The 16046-nt window shown below is 58.5% G+C and carries 17 protein-coding genes and 1 pseudogene; 8 read left to right on the forward strand and 10 right to left on the reverse strand.

The window, feature by feature from the left end; all coding sequences use genetic code 11:
* Nucleotides 1-4 precede the first annotated feature (4 nt).
* The 5 genes from KGB14_RS20735 (at nt 5) to KGB14_RS20755 (ending at nt 4980) form a co-directional block, all read left to right on the forward strand.
* The gene (locus KGB14_RS20735; protein WP_223488562.1) at nt 5-1015 is read left to right on the forward strand and encodes an ornithine carbamoyltransferase; all 1011 of its coding nucleotides are present in this window, start codon (nt 5-7) and stop codon (nt 1013-1015) included.
* A 174-nt stretch (nt 1016-1189) separates the two neighbouring features.
* Nucleotides 1190-2119: a carbamate kinase gene (arcC, locus tag KGB14_RS20740; protein ID WP_223488563.1), complete on the forward strand. Its 930-nt coding sequence runs from the start codon at nt 1190-1192 to the stop codon at nt 2117-2119.
* 65 nt (nt 2120-2184) lie between these two features.
* Nucleotides 2185-2547 (forward strand): DUF5064 family protein, encoded by a 363-nt coding sequence (locus tag KGB14_RS20745; protein WP_223488564.1) that lies wholly within the window; start codon nt 2185-2187, stop codon nt 2545-2547.
* A gap of 46 nt (nt 2548-2593) precedes the next feature.
* Nucleotides 2594-4066 carry a DUF3300 domain-containing protein gene (locus tag KGB14_RS20750; protein ID WP_223488565.1) on the forward strand — a complete coding sequence of 491 codons (1473 nt, stop codon included), beginning with the start codon at nt 2594-2596 and terminating at the stop codon, nt 4064-4066.
* Nucleotides 4067-4092: 26 nt separating this feature from the next.
* On the forward strand, nt 4093-4980 hold the full coding sequence (locus KGB14_RS20755; RefSeq protein ID WP_223488580.1) for a DUF2950 domain-containing protein: 888 nt from the start codon (nt 4093-4095) through the stop codon (nt 4978-4980).
* A gap of 179 nt (nt 4981-5159) precedes the next feature.
* On the opposite strand, the gene KGB14_RS20760 is transcribed toward KGB14_RS20755, so the two are convergent.
* From KGB14_RS20760 to KGB14_RS20800, 9 genes and pseudogenes are all read right to left on the reverse strand, one after another.
* Complete coding sequence (locus KGB14_RS20760) at nt 5160-5834, reverse strand: DUF3313 domain-containing protein (RefSeq protein ID WP_223488566.1); 675 nt, start codon at nt 5832-5834, stop codon at nt 5160-5162.
* Nucleotides 5835-5881: 47 nt separating this feature from the next.
* A pseudogene (locus tag KGB14_RS20765) lies at nt 5882-6070 on the reverse strand (transporter); the annotation flags it as partial.
* Between the two features lie 61 nt (nt 6071-6131).
* Nucleotides 6132-7499, reverse strand: coding sequence for a sensor histidine kinase (locus KGB14_RS20770; protein WP_223488567.1), 1368 nt, complete (start codon nt 7497-7499; stop codon nt 6132-6134).
* Entirely contained in the window at nt 7496-8158 is a 663-nt protein-coding gene (locus KGB14_RS20775) for a response regulator (RefSeq protein ID WP_223488568.1), read from the reverse strand. The genes KGB14_RS20770 and KGB14_RS20775 overlap by 4 nt, the downstream gene beginning before the upstream one ends.
* 11 nt (nt 8159-8169) lie before the next feature.
* Entirely contained in the window at nt 8170-8814 is a 645-nt protein-coding gene (locus KGB14_RS20780) for a hypothetical protein (RefSeq protein WP_223488569.1), read from the reverse strand.
* Complete coding sequence (locus tag KGB14_RS20785; protein ID WP_223488570.1) at nt 8811-9620, reverse strand: SDR family oxidoreductase; 810 nt, start codon at nt 9618-9620, stop codon at nt 8811-8813. The genes KGB14_RS20780 and KGB14_RS20785 overlap by 4 nt, the downstream gene beginning before the upstream one ends.
* Nucleotides 9607-10281, reverse strand: a complete 675-nt coding sequence (locus tag KGB14_RS20790; RefSeq protein ID WP_223488571.1) for a TenA family transcriptional regulator — start codon at nt 10279-10281, stop codon at nt 9607-9609. Before KGB14_RS20790 ends, KGB14_RS20785 begins: the two co-directional genes overlap by 14 nt.
* A complete protein-coding gene (locus KGB14_RS20795; RefSeq protein WP_223488572.1) occupies nt 10278-11759 on the reverse strand; it encodes an AMP-binding protein in 1482 nt (493 codons plus the stop codon). Before KGB14_RS20795 ends, KGB14_RS20790 begins: the two co-directional genes overlap by 4 nt.
* Nucleotides 11749-12426 carry a thermostable hemolysin gene (locus KGB14_RS20800; protein WP_223488573.1) on the reverse strand — a complete coding sequence of 226 codons (678 nt, stop codon included), beginning with the start codon at nt 12424-12426 and terminating at the stop codon, nt 11749-11751. Before KGB14_RS20800 ends, KGB14_RS20795 begins: the two co-directional genes overlap by 11 nt.
* Nucleotides 12427-12632: 206 nt before the next feature.
* On the opposite strand from KGB14_RS20800, the gene KGB14_RS20805 reads away from it, so the two are divergent.
* Complete coding sequence (locus KGB14_RS20805; protein ID WP_223488574.1) at nt 12633-13178, forward strand: cytochrome b; 546 nt, start codon at nt 12633-12635, stop codon at nt 13176-13178.
* An 83-nt stretch (nt 13179-13261) separates the two neighbouring features.
* Here KGB14_RS20805 and KGB14_RS20810 read toward each other — a convergent pair whose 3' ends face one another.
* Nucleotides 13262-14650 (reverse strand): MBL fold metallo-hydrolase RNA specificity domain-containing protein, encoded by a 1389-nt coding sequence (locus KGB14_RS20810; protein WP_223488575.1) that lies wholly within the window; start codon nt 14648-14650, stop codon nt 13262-13264.
* Nucleotides 14651-14941: 291 nt separating this feature from the next.
* On the opposite strand from KGB14_RS20810, the gene KGB14_RS20815 reads away from it, so the two are divergent.
* A complete protein-coding gene (locus tag KGB14_RS20815; protein WP_223488576.1) occupies nt 14942-15589 on the forward strand; it encodes a BON domain-containing protein in 648 nt (215 codons plus the stop codon).
* A 69-nt stretch (nt 15590-15658) separates the two neighbouring features.
* The coding region (locus KGB14_RS20820; protein WP_223488577.1) for an ATP-dependent metallopeptidase FtsH/Yme1/Tma family protein at nt 15659-16046 on the forward strand (388 nt) is incomplete at its 3' end.

The raw sequence follows: 16046 nt of genomic DNA on the forward strand, positions 1-16046 counted from the left end.
GAAAATGGCTTTCAACATTCACAACCGCAATCTGCTGAGCCTGGAACACCATACCCCTCGCGAATTGCGTTACCTGTTGGACCTCTCCCGCGACCTCAAACGCGCCAAATACACCGGCACCGAGCAGCAGCACCTCAAAGGCAACAACATCGCGCTGATCTTCGAAAAAACCTCGACCCGTACCCGTTGCGCCTTCGAAGTCGCCGCCCATGACCAGGGTGCCCACGTCACCTACATCGACCCGAGCTCTTCGCAGATCGGCCACAAGGAAAGCATGAAGGACACCGCTCGCGTGCTGGGGCGGATGTTCGATGCCATCGAGTACCGGGGTTTCAAGCAGGAAATTGTCGAAGAGCTGGCCAAGTTCGCCGGCGTGCCAGTGTTCAACGGTCTGACCGATGAATACCACCCGACGCAAATGATCGCCGACGTGCTGACCATGCGTGAACACAGCGACAAACCGATCCATGAAATCAGCTACGCCTACCTGGGCGATGCGCGTAACAACATGGGCAACTCGCTGTTGCTGATCGGCGCCAAACTGGGCATGGACGTGCGCATCGCTGCGCCAAAAGCCCTCTGGCCGGCGGATGACCTGGTGGCCCGTTGTAAAAAATATGCAGAGGAAAGCGGCGCGCGCCTCACCCTCACTGAAGACCCGAAAGCGGCGGTCAAAGGCGTGGATTTCATCCACACCGACGTCTGGGTGTCGATGGGGGAACCCGTGGGCGCCTGGGGCGAGCGTATCAAGCAATTGCTGCCGTACCAGGTCAACGCCGACCTGATGAAAGCCACCGGCAACCCGCGCACCAAGTTCATGCACTGCCTGCCGGCCTTTCACAACAGCGACACCAAGGTCGGCAAAGAGATTGCCGAGCAATACCCGACCCTGAGCAACGGCATCGAAGTGACCGATGACGTGTTCGAGTCGCCGGCCTGCATCGCCTTTGAACAAGCGGAAAACCGCATGCACACCATCAAGGCGATTCTGGTGTCGACCCTGGCGGATCTCTGAGGCTGAACATTTGTTCATGACCTGACCCCGTAGGAGCTGCCGAAGGCTGCGATCTTTTGATCTTGATGTTGATCTTCAATGGCCAGGCAAGATCAAGATCAAAGGACCAAGATCAAAAGATCGCAGCCTTCGGCAGCTCCTACGGGGATCAACGAACTTTGAAAGGACTGCATTATGCGTATCGTCGTCGCTTTGGGCGGTAACGCCCTGCTCCGCCGGGGTGAACCCATGACCGCGGACAACCAGCGCACCAACATCCGGACCGCCACCGAACAGATCGCCAAGGTCCATCCCGGCAACCAACTGGTGATCGCTCACGGCAATGGTCCGCAGGTCGGCCTGCTGTCGCTGCAAGCGGCGGCCTACACCTCAGTCAGCCCTTATCCGCTGGACGTGCTGGGCGCTGAAACCGAAGGCATGATCGGCTACATCATTGAACAGGAACTGGGCAACCTGCTGGACTTCGAAGTCCCGTTCGCCACCCTGCTGACCCAAGTCGAAGTCGACCCCAACGACCCGGCGTTCCAGAAGCCCAGCAAACCCATCGGCCCGGTCTATACCAAGGCTGAAGCGGAGAAACTCGCAGCCGAAAAAGGCTGGGCCATCGCCCCGGACGGCGACAAGTTTCGTCGTGTGGTCGCCAGCCCGAAACCCAAACGCATCTTCGAAATCCGCCCGATCAAGTGGTTGCTGGAACAAGGCAGCATCGTGATTTGCGCCGGCGGTGGCGGCATCCCGACGATGTACGACGCCAGCGGCAAATTGCAAGGCGTGGAAGCCGTGATCGACAAAGACCTGTGCTCGGCGCTGCTGGCCGAACAGCTTGAAAGCGATCTATTGGTGATTGCCACCGACGTCAATGCCGCCTTCATCGATTTTGGCAAACCGACCCAGAAAGCCATCGCCCAGGCGCACCCGGATGAAATGGAAAAACTCGGCTTCGCGGCCGGCTCCATGGGACCAAAGGTCCAGGCGGCCTGCGAGTTCGCCCGCCATACTGGAAAAACCGCGGTAATCGGCTCACTCCAGGACATCGAAGCGATCGTCCAGGGCAAGGCCGGCACTCGTATCAGTACGGAGAAACCCGGCATCCTCTACGTATAAGAACGACACGGCGGGCGGATATAACGTCTGCCCCCTTTCCACTGCCTTCGAAGGAGAAAACGCCAATGGCCACGTTCGAACCCGGTCACCTGCACATCGAGCGTCATGCGCTGAACAAGGATGATGTCAGCTACGATGTGTATATCGACTATGAAGTCAGCCAGGACCCCAAGGAAGGCAAAGGGATACTGTTCACCATGCATGGCAGCATCCAGGGCAAGGCGCTGAACGAGCCGTTCTTCCTGCCCAAGGATCAGGCCTACAACTTCGCCAGCAATGTGACGAAAATTGCCGAGAAGTACGGCATTCCCAAGGCGTACAGCAACATCGGCTCGATTCACAAGCACTACGATGCCATGTTCGAAGATGTGCGAGTAAAGATGAACAGGAAATCGGGGGACTCGGTCAATCCCGAACACTTCGAATAAACCGGATGCTCTGTTTGACCAACCTGCCTGATTACATGGGGGTGCAATGCACATTCCATTGTTTTACGCGGTGTCAGCTGCACTGCTTTTGAGCGGATCTTCCTGCCTCGCGCAGCCATTGGATGCGACTCCAACCGCGACAGCAAATGCTGCCAATACAGCGCCCGTCACGACGCCTGCCAAAGATGCCGTGTTTACCCAGGAGCAGCTGGATCAAGTGCTGGCTCCCATTGCGCTTTACCCGGACCCGCTGCTGGCACAGGTACTGATGGCCACCACGTACCCCGGGGAAGTCGCCGAGGCGGTAACCTGGTCTAAAGCACACCCGGACGCCAAGGGCGATGATGCGGTCAAACAAGTGGCTAGCCAGCCCTGGGATCCGAGCGTGCAGTCGCTGGTCGCCTTCCCACAAGTTCTGGCAATGCTGGGACAGGATCCCGTCTGGGTGCAACGCCTGGGTGATGCCTTCCTGGCGCAGCCCGACGATGTCATGGTGGGCGTGCAACGTTTGCGTCATCAGGCGCAAGCAGCTGGCAACCTGCAGAGCAATCAATATCAGAACGTGACGGTTCAGCCCGTCGCGGCACCAGCACCAGCACCAGCACCAGCACCAGCCTCTGCCGGCAGCACTTCCACTATCATCATTCAGCCCTCTGATCCGCAGGTGGTTTACGTACCCAGTTATAACCCGACAACAACCTACGGCACCTGGCCCTATCCGGCGTCGCCTCCCGTGTACTATCCACCGCCGCCAGCCTATTACCCCGGTTCGGCGTTGATGGCCGGGCTGGCGTTTGGTACCGGTGTGGCGATCATCGGCTCGTTGTGGGGTGAAAGTGACTGGGGCAATAACGACGTCGACATCAACGTCGAACGCTACAACAACATCAATCGCAATAATCAGATCACCAATAATCAGAACAAGTGGCAGCACAACGCCGCTCATCGCGATGGCGTTCCCTATCGAGACAGCAGGAGCCGCGAACAGTACGGCCGACAACTGGACGGCGCCAATCAGCGTGAGGCCTATCGAGGGGACAATGCTCAGCGAGCCCAGGCTCGTGAAAAAGCCCGTGGTTCAATGGACAAGCACGGTATCGAACGACCTGCCACCAGCAACCGCGAAGCCCGTGATTCAGCGCGCAATGCCCAGGCCGGTATCTCGGCTGGCAATCGAGCAGGTACAGACAGACCAAAGTCGTCTGACAGGAGCCAGAACACTGCCAGAAACACTCGGGAGAGTCAGCAGCCCAGAAAACAGACCACTCAGGCGAATCAGCGCGAACAGGGCAACACGCAGGCACGCCAAACAACGAAAAAACAGCCATCCGCCAGTCCAGGCAGTGCTCGCAACAATGCATTCGCCGGCGCGCGTTCACCGTCCCAGGTCAACGCACAAGCCAGTCGTGGCCGGGTCAGCCAGGCATCCGCCCAGCGCCCCGCCGCCTCGCGACCAGCCAGCCATCAGGTCAGTCGGCCGTCCAATCCACCTGCGCGTCAAAGGGGGGGCCGTCGTTGAAAAACAATCCTCGAGTGAAGGCACTTATGGGCTTGCTCCCCCATGTCTTGGCGATAGCTTCCGGCCTGGCGTGGTCGTGCATTGTTATGGCACAGCAGGCATTTACAACGCCCGAAAAGGCCGCTCAAGCGTTCGTCGAAGCTCTGGGTACGGAACACGTCGATCAGGCACGCCTGACAGAACTGCTGGGTCATGAATGGCGCAGTTTCATTCCGCGTGATGGCGTGCAGCGCAGCGATGTGGATGCGTTTTTGAAGCAATACCGCGAGCAACACGCCATTGAAAAAACCGGCGACCACACGGCGATCCTTTCGGTCGGCAGTGATCACTGGACACTGCCCATCCCCATGATAAAAAGCGCGAGCGGTTGGCGTTTCGACATCAAGGCCGGTAGCGCTGAAGTCCGTGCGCGTCGGATTGGCCGCAACGAACTCGCCGCATTGCAATCGGTGCTGACCTATCACGATGCCCAGATGGACTATGCGTCAGTGGATCGTGATGGCGATGGCGCACTCGAGTACGCGCAGAAACTCTTCAGCACCACCGGCAAGCACGATGGACTCTATTGGGCAGACGACGATAGCGGTCAGATCAGCCCGTTGGGTCCCTTGTTCGGCAATACCATTACCGGCGAAGACTGGCATGGTTACCACTTCCGCATCCTCGATGGCCAAGGTCCTTCGGCACCTGGTGGCGCCTACAGCTACTACATCGGTGACAAGATGAGCCGAGGCTTTGCACTGATCGCCTGGCCGGCAAAATACGATGACACCGGGGTGATGAGTTTTATGATCAGCCATGAAGGACAGGTGTTCGAAAAAGACTTGGGCCCCGATAGTGAAAAATTGGCTCAGTCGATGAAGCGCTTTGATCCAGATGACAGTTGGAAGGTGGTCACTGCAGATCAGGAGTAGCGAGGCTTGCCCACGCCGGGATGGAGTCGTTGCACCCCTCATGCAGAAGCGATCCTTCTGCATGAGGGGTGATAGGTACGACAAAGAATCCCGGTGTCATTTTCGTAAGCGATGGCAGCGGGTTTCTGATCTTTTTTCTCCGCACACTCTCAAAAACCCTGCTGACACATTGCTTTCAGTTACTTGATGAAAGCTTGCAAATCACTGGTCAGCTTGTCGATCGCCACTTTGAAATCCTTGGTGGTGACTTTCTGGCTGGTGTTTTCCAGTGTGCTGCCGAAAACCTTGCGCACGACTTTGGCCACGGTCTGGTTGCTGCTGGCGTCGATAAACTCCGCCTCAATGAACAGAGTGGTCTCCTGATCGCGATGACCACTGGCAGCGGAAACACCTCCCACGACGGCGGCGATCGGAACCACTTCATACCACTTCATGCCTTCGTTTTCGGCATTCACCCCGGTGATCGCCGCGCGCATGATCAAGGTCTTAGAGCCGGCAGGTGCTGATTTTGCGCTCGATACAACCCGATATTTCTGCCCCAGAACGCCTTTGGCCTTGCTGGTCATGTAGTTCTGCAACTCGTCCAGGGTTTGCCGGTTAACCCGCTCGTTCGGCTGGGGCGCCGGGTAGAGCTCCAGCTTGTTGAAGGCCACGGTGTTATAGGCATTTGAATTCCAGGACGGGCTCACCCAGCGCATGGCTTTTTCGCCGCTGGTGGTGGTGACCTCTTGCAAGTTGTTGTAGTTGGACAGGAAGCCGGAATACTGCTCACGCTCGGTGACTTTCGAGGTGCAACCGCCCAGTAGCAGGCTGGCCAGTGCAGCGCCAACAAACAGTTTTCGGGACAAGTTCATAGTGGTGTGTGCTCCATGGTTTAAGTCATTTTTTCGGTTGCAGGGCGTCAGAAGCGCCAGGTCATGTTTCCGGTCAAATGACTTGAATCCAGGCATTATCGAACTGACCGGAAGTTCATGTGCCTGATGTGGATTTGCTCTGTCCCAACGGCATATCGCCGAGCCAGACCATGCTCCAGCTGACATTGATCGGTGACCTTGTTCAGAGCATAGGTGGCTCTGGCCGCAATGCGCCAAAATTTGCATCATGCGCTTGTAGTTTGGCCAAAAGCTTCGCTTTAAATGTGAACACTCAGGCTAAAATCGCCAGATTTCCAAGGTGGCCCGCAGACCTCCAGAGCTGCGATTCTCTAATCGGATCTGTCCCCCCAAGCGGGCCGCGATGGCCTGCACGATGGTCAGTCCCAGCCCTACCCCCTGATCATTTTTACGGCTATAGAAGCGCTCGAAAAGACGATCGTGCTCAGCTTCGTCGATTCCGGGCCCCTCGTCTTCGACCGACAACTCGTAGTGATCTTCTTTTTTGACCAGTCGAACGGTAATCAGCCCGTGGGGAGGAGAAAAGTTTGCCGCATTGGTCACTAAATTATTCAAGGCAATATTGATGGCCGGAACGTCAACTCTGACCAGATTCACTTCATCGCTAACATCGAAAATCAGTTCCAGCCCCTTGCTCAATAACCAGGGTGTCAGCTGAACCAGGCTTTCACGAACCGTGGCCGCCAGATCAATGTATTGAGGTGTACGCATACCTGATTGCGGCTCCATACGAGCCATCGTGAGCAATTGATTGACCAGGCGACTGGTACGGTCGACCCCGGCAATCAAAAACTCGAGCGATTCGCGACGCTCCTGCTCGGTTCCGGCCTCCAGCAGGTTTTGCGCATGCACCCGCAGCACCGCCAGGGGCGTGCGCATTTCATGGGCGGCATCAGCGATGAAGCGTCTTTCGCGACCGAGTACTTCCTGAATCTGCGCGAGCATGCGATTGAGCGCTGCCTGCATCGGTTCCAGTTCGCTGGGAAGCGGGGTCAGTTGCAGCGGTTCCAGAGAGCCACTGTGCCGTGCCCGCAGCGTCGCCGCCATATCGGCCAGGGGTTTGAGCCCCCAGCCAATGGCCAGCCAGACCATCGCCGCCAGAATCAGACTGCCCACTATATTGGGCCACAGGGTATGGAGCATGATCCGGTCCACCAGGTCCGAACGCACATCCTCCCGCTCGCCGACCCAAATCCGTAAGTCATTGTGTTTGTCTTCCAGTATGAACGCACGCCAGTGGCGGTTGTTCAGGTCCACCACATCGCTGAAGCCGGTATTGGAGGGCGGCGCGGTGAAGGACGGAGCGCTGGCGGTGTGAACCAGTATTTCACCCCGACGATTCCAGACCTGAAAGGCAATCTTGCTTTCATACGGATGACCATCGACTCTCGGCACCGCTTCGCTCAAGGTCATGTTGAACGCCTGATACAGTTCAGCGTGTTCCTTGCTGGCCATGGGCATGCGCATTACGCCCTGCAACAGTCGAGCGTTCTGGGCCAGTTGGGCGTCGTACACTTCAGCGATTTCGTGGTTGCTGTCGTGCAGATTGAACGCGCTGATCACCCCCAGGCCGGCGAGCATCAGGCCGATGATCAGCGTCAGCGTGCGACGCCGGATCGAGGTCATCGATGTTCCTCTACCAGATAACCGACACCGCGCACGGTGCGGATCAGGTCGGTGGAAAACTTCTTGCGCAGGTGATGGATGTGCACTTCCAGGGTGTTGCTTTCGGCTTCCTCGTTCCAGCCGTACAGCAACTGCATCAACTGATCGCGGGTCATGACCCGACCCGGTGGCGAGAGCAATTCATGCAGCAGTTGATACTCCTTGGGCGTCAGCGACACCGGCTCACCGTGATAGCTGACCTGCTGCGTGCCAGGGTTCAGGCTAATGCCCGCATGCTCGATCAGCACTTGGCCGCGACCGGCACTGCGCCGCAATAACGCCCGCAGGCGCGCCTTGAGTTCAGCCAGATCGAAGGGTTTGATCAGGTAATCGTCGGCCCCTGAATCCAGCCCGGCGATGCGGTCTTCGGTCGCATCCCGGGCGGTGAGGATCAGCACCGGCAGGTTGGAGCCACTCTCGCGCAAGCGACGTAGCACTTGCAGCCCGTCCATGCGCGGCAGACCCAGGTCGAGCACCGCCAGATCGAAGGTTTCACTGAGCAGTGAATGTAAGGCGCTACTACCGTCCTGCAACCAGTCGACGGTATAACCTTCGCGGCCCAGGGCTTGATGGATACCCTCGCCGAGGGCCATGTCATCCTCAATCAATAATAAGCGCACACGGACTCCTGTCAGTTGAGTTTCTTGTTCACGTCCACCAGTAACGCTTCGATCTCTTTGCGGCGTCCGGCGTCGGCGCTTTCCCGGCCTGGACGGGGCGGCGCTTGCAGGGCTTTTTGCAGTGCATCTTTAGCTTCACCATAGCGCTTTTGACGGTAAAGGTGATCGCCCCAGAAGTACAGACTATCGATGCCTGTCGGATTCAGTAGCAAGGCCTCTTTGAGCAACTGTTCGGCCTTGTCCGAGTCGCCGAAGCCGATGGGCCAGCCCGGTACCCGATCATACAGTGCCCCGAGGCTGGTATAGGCCGAACCTTGAAGCGCTTTGGGGTCCAGGGCCAGGGCTTTCTCCAGATCGACCTTTGCCGCCTTGGCTTTGCTCAGCGCCCCGAGCCCGCCTTGGGCACCGGCCCAACTGCTGGTAACAATGCCGGACCAGATCCAGGCCTCGGCCACTGATTGGCGTTCATGGGTGAAGGCTGAGGTTTGGGCGGCGAGTTTTTCGAAGGCTGCAGTGCGTTGCTCGACGGGCAGTTCGTATTGAATGTGCGCCCAACTTTGCTGGATGCCACTGAGGCGTTGCTGGTCAGCGTTATCCAAGGCCCAAACGCTCTGACTCAAGACGCCCAGCAGCAGGCAAGCGGCGATTTTTTTCATGGTTCGAGATTCTCGTTGTCGGGTTTCTGACTCAGGCGACGGATCAGCGGCAATTGCTTGCGCAAGCCTCGGTCCACCAGATTGGGCAGCAGGCTGTTGAGGCGCACGAAAAAGCGCTCTGGCCAGCCCAGGTACAAATCACGGCGGTCGCCGGCGATGGCGTGCATCACGGCGGAAGCGACTTTTTGCGGGTCGTCGACATTGGATTTGAGCGCGTCATTCAAGGCCTGCGCCGCCGGGCTGTTCATGCTTGTGCGGGTGGCGCGGGGAGCCACGTACAACACGCCGACCCGAGTATCGGCCAGTTCCCGGCGCAAGGCTTCGGAAAAGCCGCGCAGGGCGAACTTGGTGGCGCAATAACTGGCATAACCGGGATAGCCGATCGAGCCATAGGTCGACCCGACGTTCACCACCATCGCGCTCTCGGCTTGCTTGAGCAGTGGCAACAAGGTTTTGGTCAGGCAGATCGGCGCGCTGATGTTCACCGCCAGCATCGCGTTGATATCACTGTCATCCAGCTGTTCGAGCATGGCGAAGTGATTGATCCCGGCGGCATTGATCAGCAAATTGATACCGCCGATGGCTTCAGCGGCGGCCAATACTTTGTGCCGCTCGGTGAGCAAGGTCAGGTCGGCGCTGAGCCAGCACAGTTGTTGGGGGTAGCGTTCGAGCAAGGGTTGCAACGGTTCCCGATGCCGAGCCACCGCCAATACCTTGGCCCCGCTGGCGCACAGCGCAGTAGCGATCGCCAGGCCGATGCCGCCGCTGGCACCGGTCAATACCACTCGAGCGTCAGACAGGCGCATGCACGTTCTCCCCGTCACGCGGCAAACCGCGGAACATGTCGGTGTAAAGCGTGTACACCACCTTGGAGGCGTGAATCACAGCGCTCTGGTCGGCGGGATCATCAAGGGTGTCCATCAGGCGGCGGTAGGTCTTCATGTGCTCGATATCCAGCGAACCATGGGAGCTGAGGTAGCTGAAAGCGGTTTCCGGCAGGTCAAGGCGTGCGCGAATGCTGCCCGCGGCATGGGTGGCCAGGGCGATGCTGGTGCCTTCAAGTACGTTGACCATGCCGAACAGACCGACCGGGTTGTCCCGGGCTATCAGGTCGTAGAGGAAACTGACCATTAGCTCGATTGGCAAGGATGGACGGCCATCTCGCACCGCATCCTTGTCACCACCGCAGGCGGCGATGTCGTCGAGTACCCATTTCTCGTGACCGTATTCGTCCTCGATGTACTCGCAAACCGCCTTGCGTAACCATTCCAGACGCAATGGCAGGCGCGCACCACAGGCCATCATCAATGGCACGGTATGGCGCACATGGTAATAGGCTTGTGTCAGGAAGGCCCGGTAGCTTTCCAGGCTGACATTGCCCTCGAGGGCGTCGCGGATGATCGGCAGATTGAACAGTTCGTGACGTTCTTGTTGCGTAGCTTCTTGCAGCGTGTCGAAAAAACTCATGATGCAGAGTCCTCGGAAAGTTCGGATTCAGTCAGTTGGGCCCGGTAACGCTGGACGATGGCATCGCGGCGCAGTCGACCATTGGCAGTGAGCAAGCCATTGGCGGGTGTGAAAGGTTGATCCAGACGGGTCCAGTGATGCACCTGGGCGTAATCGGGCAAGACCCCGTTGACTTCGGCGACGGCGGCGGCCAGTGCTTCGTCGGTGCAATCCGGGCGATGGGGCCAGAGCAACGCATGGTTGTGCGGCATGGCTTCGCCGTAGACGAATGCCTGGGCGATATCACGACGTTGGGTCAATTCGGCCTCGACCCACTCCGGGTTGACGTTGCGGCCGAAACTGGTGACGAATTGATGCTTCTTGCGCCCCTTGAGGTAGAGAAAGCCCTCGTTGTCGAACTCACCGAGATCACCGCTGGGCCACCATTCATCCGTTTGCGGCGTCTCGCCCAGATAGCCAAGCAAGGTCGACCCCTTGATCAGCACTTCGCCGTCATCGGCCAGGCGAATCTGTACATGGGGCAGCGGCCGACCGACACTGCCGGGGCGGCGTGCTTCTGGTCGATTGAGGCACACCACCGACGCGCATTCCGACAGTCCGTAGCCTTCGTAAACCGGTAGGCCGATGCGTTGCGCACGACGCAGCAGCTCTTCGGAAACCCGCGCACCGCCTACCGCGGCAAAACGTAACGATTGGGGATTAAAGGCTTTTTGTTCGGCAGCGCTGACCAGCATCAGCAGCAACTGCGGCACCAGGATCAGACTCTCGGGCGCACGGCTGGCCAGGCAGCCGAGCAGGCGTGGCACATCAACGCCGCTGGCGCCTTGAATACCCAGGGTTTTCTGGCTGGGCAGGCTCAAGGTTGCGCCGGCATACAACGCGGCATAGCAGCCCAGATTTTCCAGCAGGATTGCCAAGGGCAGCAGGGCCAAATGATGCTGTGGATTAGTGGGTTTGCTTGCCTGATCCAGCTCCCGGGCGACCCTCACAATGCTCTCGGCGCTCAGGCACACGCCTTTGGGTGTGCCAGTGGTGCCCGAGGTGAAAGTCAGTTTGGCGGTCCCTTCGGGCATCCGATTCGGGCCGTTGAAGGTGCGGCGCCAGAACTCCCCCGCTCTTTCGTAGCCAGCCGATTGCAGCTCGGCTTCCAGTTCCGGTTCGGCAATCACCCGTTCGGCCTGGCTCTGTTCCAGGCAATGGTTGCGTTGAGCCGGGCTGAAGAATGGCGGCAACGTCAGGCAGGTCAGGCCTTCGAACAACACGGCCAGGTCCCAGAGCATGGCTTCGGGGCCATTATCCAAAGCCAGAGCCACCACGCTGACCCCTTCATCACGCAGTCGTTGTTGGCGATCCACGATCTCGGCATACAGCGTGGCATAGTCCAGTTTCAGTTGATCGCCCCACAAGGCAATGGCGTTAGCCTTGCGTTCGGCATGACTGCGCAAGGTCTGTCGGAAACGCTCCAGTTCAGGCGACATGGCTGGATTCCTCAAGTGAGGACGGCAACCCCAAGCGATTGAACATCCCGATGTTGCGCAAGTGAATGAAGCCGGCGCGGATGTTGCCGACATGGACCCAAGGCTTGCTCTCGTAGTAACTGCCCCAACTGTGACGGTCATCGCCCAACCGCGCAGGGTCAGCCGCGCACAGGGTCACCGGCTTCAAGCCAAGGCGATGAAAGCTGTTGACCAAACCAATGTTGCCGGTGAAGGCCACCCATTCCAGACCGCCCATGGCCAGCAGATAAGTGATGGTGATGATGCTCATTCGCGCACTGCCGGTGTCGCTGGCGGCCAGGTTGCCCACCTCGACAATGCCGGCCCGGTCGACCGGTTGATTGGCTGCAGCACTGATCAGTGGATCAATCGGCTCGTCCAGATAACGCTCCAGAAACAATTGTTCGTGACTCGCCAGACGAACACCGACGACCGCACACAGTTCATCCGACGCATTGCTCATGCCGAACAATTCCGGCATGAAATGGCGGATATCGGCACCATGAGCGTTACGGAAACTTTGCTGAATAAAGGCTTCGAAGACAGGACGCTGAGGGTCGTCCGGCACGGCTCTGGCCAGACTCATCGGTTGTGTTTCGGCTTGGCCGAAATGCAGAGGCAAAGGGATGTTCCAGTCGAAATCGGGCATTCACAGCACCCCTCCCAAGGTAAGTCTGGAGGAGTATCGGAGGCGTTTCTTAACGGAATCTGAAGGTAATGAATAGACTCCGGCCGGGCATCTTCAGATTGTCTTAAGACTGACCCGGCAGTTTGTCGCCGTTCGGTTCGGTGACAAGCCGGATCCAGACGGCCCGAATGAGTCGGCGCCGGCAATGACCTTCACGAGGCCCGTATATGACCCGCGATCCATTAGCACAACGGTATGGAAAACTCTCGATTACTATGCACTGGCTGATGCTGGCGCTGTTTGTTGGCGTCTATGCCTGCATCGAGCTCAAAGGAATGCTGCCCCGAGGGCATGCATTGAAAGGACCATTGCTGGGCACCCATGCCTTGTTCGGAATAGCTATTTTTGCCTTGGTGTGGATCCGGCTGCTGGGTCGTTTGAAACAACGCCCGCCGATCTTGCCCAATCCACCCGCCTGGAATACGGCATTGGCCCACCTGACCCACTTGGCACTCTATGCGCTGATGATCGCCACCCCCCTGTTTGCCTGGCTGATGCTCAGTGCTGCCGGCAAGCCAATTCCGTATTTCGATTTCTTCCTCCCCTCCCCCATGGCGCTGGATCCCGAGATGGCCAAGCAATTCAAACACTGGCATGAGTGGGCGGGCAATGCCGGGTACTGGCTGATCGGCCTGCACGCCTGCGCAGCACTTTTCCATCATTACTGGGTGCGCGACAACACGCTGACGCGGATGTTGCCAAAACGTTTTTGACCTGACCGTGAGGTGTTGGCTCAGGACAATGTTTGGCCGATCCCCTGCCCTGGCAGGGGAAACCGGCCAGGGGGATTTATTGCTCAGGGTGATGGGCTTGAGGGCTGTTCGATGCGGGTGAGTTCGACACTGTCTCGGTACTCCGGCACCGAGACCGACCAGCCCAGTTCCAGGCTGATGCGCCGGCGTAGTACATCCGAGGCATTCGGTTCCCCGTGCACCACATATGTGTGTTTGGGGGGCTGTTTGAACCCGCGCAACCACTGCATGATTTCATCCGCATCGGCATGCGCGGACAGGGTTTCCATCGGCACCACCTCGGCCCGGATCGGCACGTCTTTGCCATGGATGCGCACCGATGGCGCACCCGCGACAATTTGCGCACCGCGCGTGCCGCCCGCCTGGAAACCCGGTACCAGCAGCGTATTCAACGGGTTGGGTGCCAGTGCCTTGAGGTGATGAAGTACGCGCCCACCGGTGGCCATGCCGCTGGCGGCGATGATCACCGCCGGGGTGCGCTGCTGGTCCAGTTCGATCGAGTCCCGGGTCGAGCGTACAAAATGCGCGACATGGCACATGCCTTCGCATTCCTGCGGTGACAGCCGGTGTTCGCTGCGAAAACGCTGGTACAGGCGCGTGACGTCGGTGGCCATGGGGCTGTTGAGGTAGATCGGCAGGTTGGGGATCGCCCGTTTCTGGATGAGCCTGTACAGGTAATACATCAGCAATTGCGCACGTCCGACCGCAAACGATGGCACCAGCGTGATGCCGTGGCGCAAAGCGGTGCGAGTGATGACCTGCGCCAGTTGCTCCTCCGGGGACTCAACGGGGTGCAGGCGGTCGCCGTAGGTCGACTCGACCAAAAGGTAATCGGCCTGCTCGATGGTTTCCGGGGCGAACATCAATGGGTCGTTCGGCCGCCCCAGGTCTCCGGAACACACCAGCGTAATGCCATCGGCCACCACTTCCACCGTGGCGGCGCCCAGTATATGTCCGGCGCAGCGCAACAGGATGCTCATGCCCGGGATAATCTGGACTCGGTGGTGCAACTCCACCGGCCGCAATAATTTCAGCGCTTGTTCGGCGTCTTGCTCGGTATAAAGCGGCAGCGCCGGCGTGTGTTTGGAGAAGCCATGGCGATTGGCGAACTCGGCCTCTTCTTCCTGTAAGCGGCCACTGTCGCGCAACAGGATTTTCACCAGTTCACAGGTCGCGGGGGTGGCATACACCGGCCCGCGATAACCGTTACGCACCAGCACCGGTAAGTAGCCACTGTGGTCCAGATGGGCATGGGTCAGCACGATGGCGTCGAGGTCGCGAACCGGTACCTGGAAAGGGTCCCAGTTGTGCAGACGCAGTTGCTTATAGCCTTGGAATAAACCGCAATCGATCAGCACATGGTGGTCGTGATGTTCCAGCAGGTACTTGCTGCCGGTCACCGTGCCCGCCGCCCCGAGAAATGTCATTCGCATCGTCGTTTCCTCATGCCGGATAGCGCTTTACCCGACGGATAAACGCTTATCCATGGCTTTCCCCTCGGTTCATCGCGGCAGGAAAGCGTCAGGCTGTAATGAACAGTATTGGCCTTATCGCCGTGGGGCTCTGATTTTTGTCAACTAATGACCGGCTAGTGATCGCCGGACCCACTCACAGAAGCCTTGTTGATTTAGCTCAATGTCCTGGCGTCGTTCCAGTGTAGAAAAAACTGACCGGGCCAGACTTGCGGTCCCGTGTAACCCACGCATCAGACAGAGGGCATCACCATGAGCGACTTGGGTCTGCGTCAACATATTTTGGAAGAGCTTGAATTCCAGCCTGACATCGATGCTGCCAACATCGGTGTGACCGTGGACAACGGCGTCGTCACGCTCTCCGGGCACGTCAAGAGCTACGCGCAGAAAATCAACGCAGAACGCGCGGTAAAAAGCATCCAAGGGGTACGCGCGCTGGCCGAAGAAATCCAGGTCAGGCCGGAGAAAAACGCTGGCACGGAGGATGACACCATCGCAGCCCGCGCCTTGAACATCATCGCCTGGAGCTCCGACGTACCCGAGGAAGACATCGAAATCACGGTGCAGAACGGGTGGATCACCCTTGAGGGCGAAGTGGACTGGCAATGCCAGAAAGAAACCGTGGAGCGGGCGGTGCACAAATTGTCGGGAGTGGTCGGCATAGACAACCGGCTGACCCTTCGTGCGCGGGTGAACGTGGCCGATGTCCAACAGCGTATCGAAGAGGCCCTCAAGCGCAATGCCGAAATCGATGCCAAGGGTATTCAGGTCAAGGTCGAAGGCGACGTTGTGAAGCTTGAAGGCAGGGTTCATTTGTGGCGCGAGCGCCAGATAGCGGAGCGTGCTGCCTGGTCAGTGCCCGGTGTGAGGCAGGTTGATGATCATTTGCTGATTGCCTGAGCCAATGACCCGGGGAAATCTGCGCCCTCCCCGGGTGATACCCATGTCTCCCCTCTTTGAGCCAAGGTCATGAAAAAAACTCACCAGTGGAACCTGTCTTACTTCGCGATCGCATTTGTCGTACTCACCCTCGTCCAATTCCTGTTTATCGACCGTCGTGCTGTGCAGAGCATCCCTTACAGTCAGTTTCTGCAACTGCTGAACGAGCAAAAGGTCAGTGATTTGCGGGTCGAAAAGGACCAGATCAGCGGCAAGTTGCAAGCGCCCATCGACGGACGCGACCGGTTTTCCACGGTGAGGGTCGATCCGGCGCTGGCGGTGGATCTCGCTCAATCGGGCGTCGGGTTTACCGGAATCAACGAAAACACTTTTATGAACAGCCTGCTGGGCTGGCTGCTGCCGTTTATCCTGATCATGGTGTTCTGGCATTTCCTGTTTCGCGGGATGACGGACAAAC

Origin of the sequence: Pseudomonas sp. A-RE-19 (assembly GCF_019956555.1) — a bacterium.
Classification (GTDB): domain Bacteria; phylum Pseudomonadota; class Gammaproteobacteria; order Pseudomonadales; family Pseudomonadaceae; genus Aquipseudomonas.